This is a genomic window from Mailhella massiliensis, assembly GCF_020741395.1.
GTDB classification, from domain to species: Bacteria; Desulfobacterota; Desulfovibrionia; order Desulfovibrionales; family Desulfovibrionaceae; genus Mailhella; species Mailhella massiliensis_A.
Map to the genome: position 1 here is coordinate 1 of NZ_DYZA01000036.1, position 6,933 is coordinate 6,933.

4 protein-coding genes are annotated in these 6,933 nt (G+C 62.4%); 2 read left to right on the top strand and 2 right to left on the bottom strand.

The window, feature by feature from the left end:
• Positions 1 to 265: 265 nt before the first annotated feature.
• Together ilvA and K8W16_RS01980 are read right to left on the bottom strand one after the other, a co-directional pair.
• Positions 266 to 1,807 (bottom strand): threonine ammonia-lyase, biosynthetic, encoded by a 1,542-nt coding sequence (ilvA, locus tag K8W16_RS01975; RefSeq protein ID WP_304120691.1) that lies wholly within the window; start codon positions 1,805 to 1,807, stop codon positions 266 to 268.
• A gap of 45 nt (positions 1,808 to 1,852) precedes the next feature.
• A complete protein-coding gene (locus tag K8W16_RS01980; RefSeq protein ID WP_304120693.1) occupies positions 1,853 to 2,914 on the bottom strand; it encodes a tRNA(5-methylaminomethyl-2-thiouridylate) methyltransferase in 1,062 nt (353 codons plus the stop codon).
• Between the two features lie 181 nt (positions 2,915 to 3,095).
• Between K8W16_RS01980 and recA the strand changes: the two genes are divergently transcribed.
• Complete coding sequence (gene recA / locus K8W16_RS01985; protein WP_304120694.1) at positions 3,096 to 4,184, top strand: recombinase RecA; 1,089 nt, start codon at positions 3,096 to 3,098, stop codon at positions 4,182 to 4,184.
• 154 nt (positions 4,185 to 4,338) lie between these two features.
• Positions 4,339 to 6,933: alanine--tRNA ligase (gene alaS / locus K8W16_RS01990; protein WP_304120696.1), on the top strand; the 2,595-nt coding region annotated here is incomplete at its 3' end.

The following is a 6,933-nucleotide window of genomic DNA, read 5'->3' on the forward strand; positions in this document are numbered from 1 at the left end:
GTTCCTTGGAAAAACGCGGTGTTTCCTTGTCCCGTTTTGCGGGAATACGTCCCCGCTGCCGCCTGAACGATCCTTTTTTGTCAAGATAGAGCGTTCAGGTCTTATGATAAATTCATAGGTACACCGATACGGCGCTCATTGTCAAAACCTCCGGCTCGAAAAGCGTGTTTTTTCCCGGCAGCTCCGCAGGCGGGGGCAAAAAAGGCCCCGGAGCGCTGGGCTCCGGGGCCTCATGTTCGGGAAGCGTTTTTCCGGCGGGAAGGCCTTATTCCATGGGGGCAAGGAACTTTTTGCAGGCTTCGTTGGCGGTCTCATCCCACCAGGCGAAGCCGAGTTTGTCCAGGTTGGCGTAGAACTCGGCGCACTGTTCCGGGGCAACCTCAAAGCCGCAGGCCACGCGGCCGTATTCCGCGCCGTGGTTGCGGTAGTGGAACATGGTGACGTTGAAGTTCGTGCCCAGGGTCTCCAGGAAGTGCAGAAGCGCGCCGGTGCGTTCCGGGAACTGGAAGCTCAGGATGTGCTCATTCTTCACCATGCTCGGGGCCTTGCCGCCTATCATGTAGCGCACATGACTCTTGGCGAAGGTGTTGCGCGTCATGTTGGTGACGCTGTAGCCCGCCTCCCTGAGGCCTTCGATGATGCGCTCAAGCTCGTCCATGCCTCCGGTGAGGCGCAGGGAGGTGAAGATCTCGGCCTGCGCGGGGTCGGAGAAGCGGTAGTTGAATTCCGTCACCATGCGGTTGCCGAGCTTGCGGCACAGATCGAGGAAGGCTCCTTTCTTTTCGGGGATAGTCACGGAAATGATGCCTTCACGCTGTTCGCCCACTTCGCAGCGTTCGGAAACGAAGCGCAGGGTGTGGAAGTTCATGTTCGCGCCGGAGAGGATTGCGGCCGTGCGCGCGCCGGAGAGATTGTGCGTGGCGACGTACTTCTTGAGGCCGGCGAGGGAAAGGGCGCCGGAAGGCTCGGCTATGGCGCGGGTGTCGTCGAAGATATCCTTGAGCGCGGCGCAGATTTCGTCGTTGGAGCAGGTGATGATCTCATCAAGGTTCTCGCGCAGCACGCGGTAGGTCTCGTCGCCGATGCGCTTCACGGCCACGCCGTCGGCAAAGAGGGAGACGCGCTCCAGCGTCACGGGCCTGCCTTCCTCCCAGGCGGCCTTGAGGCAGGCGGAGCCCTTGGCTTCCACACCTATGACTTTCACATGGGGCAGGATCTGCTTGATGTACACGGCGATGCCTGCGGCAAGTCCCCCTCCGCCCACCTGCACGAAAACATGGGTCAGGCGGCTGTCCTGTTCCAGGAGTTCCCGGGCTATGGTTCCCTGCCCGGCGATGACGTCGGAATCATCGTAAGGCGGGATGAGGGTGAGGCCTTCCTCTTCGGCGAGGCGCATGGATTCTGCATAGGCCTCGTCGAAGCTGTCGCCGTAGAGCACCACGTTGCCGCCGAAGCGGCGCACCGCATCCACCTTGATATCGGGGGTGGTCTTGGGCATGACGATGGTAGCCTTCACGCCGAGCCTTGAGCCGGAAAGGGCGCAGCCCTGGGCGTGATTGCCTGCCGAGGCGGCGATGACGCCGCGCTTTTTCGCCTCTTCAGGGAGGCGCGCGATCTTGTTGTAGGCCCCGCGCAGCTTGAAGGAGTGCACGGGCTGAAGGTCCTCGCGCTTGAGGCTGACGCGGCAGCCCACGCGCTCGGAAAGCTTTTCCATGTATTCCAGGGGCGTGACGCGGGCCACGTCGTACACGGGGGAAAGGAGTATTTTTCGCAGGTATTCTGCCGGGGTGGGGTGTTCGCTGGGCATGGTGTTCTCCTGGCGCGTGCGTCGCGCCCGCCTGTCTTTCGACAGTTATTCGTTGTGCTCCCTGCCGGGCTTGCGCAGGGCGTGAAGGGCGTCGCGCGCGTCTTCCCAGGCGGGTTCCCTGAAGGCGCTTTCCCGGGAGGGAGAAATTTCCACAAGGGAGCTTTGGCCGCTCTGCGTCACACGGACGAAGACGCGCTGCCCTTCTTCATGGGCCTTGCAGGCCTTGGGCGAGTAGGAGGCCACGAGGGAGGCCGCCTTCTGTACGGCGTCGTTGTCCCAGGGGCGGGAGCTTCGGCCTAGGGCTATGGGGCCGGGGAAGCCGGCGAGCTTGAAGTGCAGGTCGTTCCCCCTTATGAGAGAGGCATAGATCTCGTTGTCGAACTTGTGGCGGCCTATGGTGAGCCAGTAGTCCTCATACCAGAACTGGCGGCCCACGTCGGCAAGGCGGAAATCGTTTACATCCGGCGCGGCGAGGCGGGAGAGTACGGGCCAGAAGCGGCGGGTGTTTTCTTTTTCCGTGAGCTTGCAGCCCCCGCCGGGCGTGGGTATCTCGGTGATGCCGAAATGTTCGGCAAGGGCGAGCTGCTCCTTGCGGCCCCGGCCGTTCATGCCGAGCAGGCGGGAGCGGTCCACGAGGCCTTCCTCTTCAACCTGCGTGGGGTCGAGGAGCTTTGCACAGAGGGGCCGCAGAAGTATGCCCCGCACGTCGGCGTCGCGCCTTATGACGTTCAGGGTATCGCGCCGCTGCGACATGGGCCTCTGGCCCAGCACTTCGCCGGAAACGAGGAATTTCGCCCCGTATTCCTCCATGCGTTCCCTGGCCATGCGCATCATGAGTATTTTGCAGTCCACGCAGGGATTCATGGCGCTGCCGAAGCCGTATTCCGGGCCGCGCCGGAGCATGTCTGCAAAGGCCTCGCCCGCGTCCACGGCCGTGATATCCAGGCCGTAGATTTCCTGCCAGTGCTCTACCCGGCCGGGGTGGCCGAAAAAAGGCGAGAAAAAGTGCAGACACTTGATGCTTCTGCCCTGTTCCATCAACAGCCGGGCGGCGAGGATGCTGTCCAGTCCCCCGGAAAAGAGTGCTATGCCGTCATAATTTTTCATGGCTCTTTAGATAGATGCTAAGGGCCGCGCTGGCAAGTGTTTCTCTTGCCCCCCGGGCGGCCTTTTGCTAATGTTTGGCGACTTGCGGCGTTTTCCCCGGGAAAGCGCCGCGCAACGCACCTTCCTGCCGGAAGAGAACGGCCCGGCATGGCAGGGAATCTGTTCTCGGAGGAGTTCATCCATGGCGAAAAAGCCTCTTGTTTCCGCGGAAGACGCCCGCCGCGAAGCGCTCAAGACCGCCCTCAGCACCATTGAACGCAAGTACGGCCAGGGCGCTGTCATGAAGCTTTCCGACGGGGCGCACGTCCATGTGCCCGTCATTCCCACCGGTTCCATCGGCCTCGATCTCGCTCTCGGTATCGGCGGCGTGCCGCGCGGCCGCGTAACGGAGATCTACGGTCCGGAATCCTCGGGCAAGACGACGCTCACGCTCCACATCATCGCGGAATGTCAGAAGCAGGGGGGCGTCGCCGCCTTCATCGACGCCGAGCATGCTCTGGATGTGACGTATGCGGCAAGGCTCGGCGTGAAGACCGATGAACTGCTTATTTCCCAGCCCGATCACGGCGAACAGGCCCTCGACATTGCCGACATGCTGGTGCGTTCCGGCGCGGTGGATATCGTGGTCATAGACTCCGTGGCCGCACTTATCCCTCAGGCGGAACTCGACGGAGCCATGGGCGAAACCCAGGTGGGCAGTCAGGCGCGCCTCATGTCCCACGCCATGAGAAAGCTCACCGGCACCATCCATAAGTCCCGCACCTGCGTGGTCTTCATCAACCAGATACGCATGAAGATAGGCCAGATGGGCTACGGCAGCCCCGAAACTACCACCGGCGGCAACGCCCTCAAGTTCTACAGCTCCGTGCGCATGGACATTCGCCGCGTGCAGACACTGAAGGACAGGGAAGAGGCCTACGGCTCCCTCACCCGCGTGAAGGTGGTGAAGAACAAAATGGCCCCGCCCTTCCGCGAAGCCAAGTTCGATATCATCTGGGGCACGGGTATTTCCCGCGCGGGCGAAATCCTCGACATGGCCGTGGAAGCGGGCATTGTGGACAAGAGCGGGGCGTGGTTCGCCTACGGCGACGAAAAGCTCGGCCAGGGCCGGGAGAGGGTGCGCGACCTTCTGAATGAGAACATCGCCCTGCGCGATGAAATCGAGGCCAAGGTCAAGGAACATCTCGGCTTCGGCACGGAGCAGGCGCCCGTTGCCGCTCCCGCGCCCGAAGTTCCCGGCGATGAAGACAGCTACGACGAAGGCTACTAGGAATTTCAGGTTTTGCCGCAGGGCCGCCTCCGGGCGGCTCTGCTTTCCCCGGGAGGGCGAGAGTTTTCCCGCTCCGGGGAACAGAGGAAACGAAGGGGGGAGAGGCTTCTTCCCCCATGCTCATGTCAAGGGCTTTTTGCCCATCGGAGAATATATGCTCACTGCCAAGGAAATACGCCGCAAGTTTTTGGAGTTCTTTGAAAAGAACGGGCACGCCGTGGTGGCGTCCTCTTCTCTTGTGCCCAAGGACGACCCCACGCTCCTTTTCACCAACGCGGGCATGGTGCAGTTTAAAAAGCTTTATCTCGGCCAGGAGCGCCGCTCCTACCGCTGCGCCGCCACCTCGCAGAAGTGCCTGCGCGTGTCGGGCAAGCACAACGACCTCGAGAACGTGGGCCGCACCGCCCGCCACCATACCTTCTTTGAAATGCTGGGCAATTTTTCCTTCGCCTACTATTTCAAGCGCGAGGCCATTTCCTTTGCCTGGAAGTTCGTCACCGAGGAGCTGCACCTGCCCAAGGACAAGCTCTACGTCACCGTGTATGAGAACGACGACGAGGCCTACAACCTGTGGCAGGAGATAGCGGGCATGCCCGCCGACCACATCACGCGCATGGGTGAGAAGGACAACTTCTGGACCATGGGCGATACCGGCCCCTGCGGTCCCTGCTCGGAAATCTACATTGACCAGGGCGAGGATATGGCCTGCGGGCCCGACTGCGGCATAGGCAAATGCGACTGCGACCGCTTCCTGGAAATCTGGAACCTTGTGTTCACCCAGTACGACCAGAAGGAACCCGGCGTGCGCGTGCCGCTGGAGCATCCCAACATCGATACCGGCATGGGCCTTGAGCGCATCGCGGCCGTGTGCCAGGGCAAGCGCTCCAACTTCGACTGCGACCTTTTCCAGGATATCATCCAGTACGCGGCCTCCCTTGCGGGCGTGACGTACAGCTTCTCCGCCCCCGACACCAACGATGTGGACACCGCGCTGCGCGTCATAGCCGACCACAGCCGCGCCGCCGCCTTCATGATCGCCGACGGCATCCTGCCTTCCAACGAAGGCCGCGGCTATGTGCTGCGCCGCCTTATCCGCCGTGCCCTGCGTTTCGGTACGCTCATGGGCATGCACGAGGCCTTCCTGTACAAGACCGTGGGCAAGGTGGTGGACGTCATGGGCGACGATTACCCCGAGCTGCGCGAACATGCGGAATTTCTCTCCCGCGTGGTGTTCGAGGAGGAGAACCGTTTCCGCGTCACGCTGGACAAGGGCCTTGCCCTGCTCGACAGCGAGCTGGAAGCCCTTGCCGCTGAAGGAAAGACCGTCATTCCCGGCGAAGTGGCCTTCCGCCTGAACGACACCTACGGCTTCCCGCTGGATATCGTGTCCGACGTGGCCTACAAGCGCGGGTTCACTGTGGATGAAGAGGGGTTTGCCGAAAAGATGCAGGAGCAGCGCGCCCGCGCCCGTGCGGCGTGGAAGGGCTCCGGCGAAAAGGACCTTGCGGCCCGTTTCCGCGGCCTTCTTGAAGAAGGCATGCAGTCGGAATTCGTGGGCTACGGCTCCCTCAAGGCCGAAAGCCGTATCGTGGCGCTTATGGATGAAGACGCCCTGCCCGTGGAAAGCCTGGAAGCCGGGGCGAAGGGCTACCTCGTCACGCTTCAGACTCCTTTCTACGGCGCTTCCGGCGGCCAGAGCGGCGACACCGGTATTCTGACCACTGAAGAGGGCAAGGCCCGCGTCACCGATACCATAAAGCCCATGCCTACCCTCACCGTGGAGCAGATCGAGGTGACGGAAGGGGTGATCCGCGCCGAGCAGGAAGTTTCCCTGGAAGTGACGGAAGGCGAGCGCATGGCTGCGGCCCGCAACCATTCCTGCACCCATCTTCTTCAGGCCGCCCTGCGCAAGGTGCTGGGCAGCCATGTGCATCAGGCCGGTTCTTCCGTGGGGCCGGACCATCTGCGCTTCGATTTCACCCACATTGCGGCCATGACGGATGAAGAAATCGCCGCCGTGGAACGCGAGGTGAACGCCATGATCATGGCCGACTACCCCGTGACTACCCGCGAGATGGAGCACGACGAGGCCGTGAAGTGCGGGGCCATGGCTCTTTTCAATGAAAAATACGGCGACAAGGTGCGCGTGGTCAGCATGGGCGCTGACGGAGCGGATCCCTGTTCCATGGAACTTTGCGGCGGCACCCACCTTTCCCGCACCGGCCAGGCCGGTTCCTTCGTCATACTGTCCGAAGGCGGTGTGGCTGCGGGCGTGCGCCGCATTGAGGCCGCCACGGGCTGGAACGCCTACCAGGTCATGGCCGAACGCCGTGCCGAACTCAATGCCATAGGCTCCCTGCTCAAGGTTCGTTCCTCCGACTTTGCTTCCCGCGTGGAAGCCATGCAGAAGGAAATCAAGGCGCTGCACAAGGAGCTCGACAAGGCCCAGGCCGCGAGCCGGGGTAATGTCATGTCCGCCGCAGAGGACGTGGCCGGCGTGAAGGTGCTGGCCGCAAAGGCCGGTTCCATGAATGTGAAGGCCCTGCGCGAAATGATGGACGACGTGCGCTCCAAGATGCCTTCCGGTGTGGCCTGCCTTGTGGCGGAAGACAACGGCAAGGTGCAGATGATACTCTACGTTACCAAGAACCTGCACGACCGCTTCACCGCGCCCGCCCTCATCAAGGACGTGGCGGCTGCTATCGGCGGTTCCGGCGGCGGCCGCCCGGATCAGGCCCAGGCCGGCGGC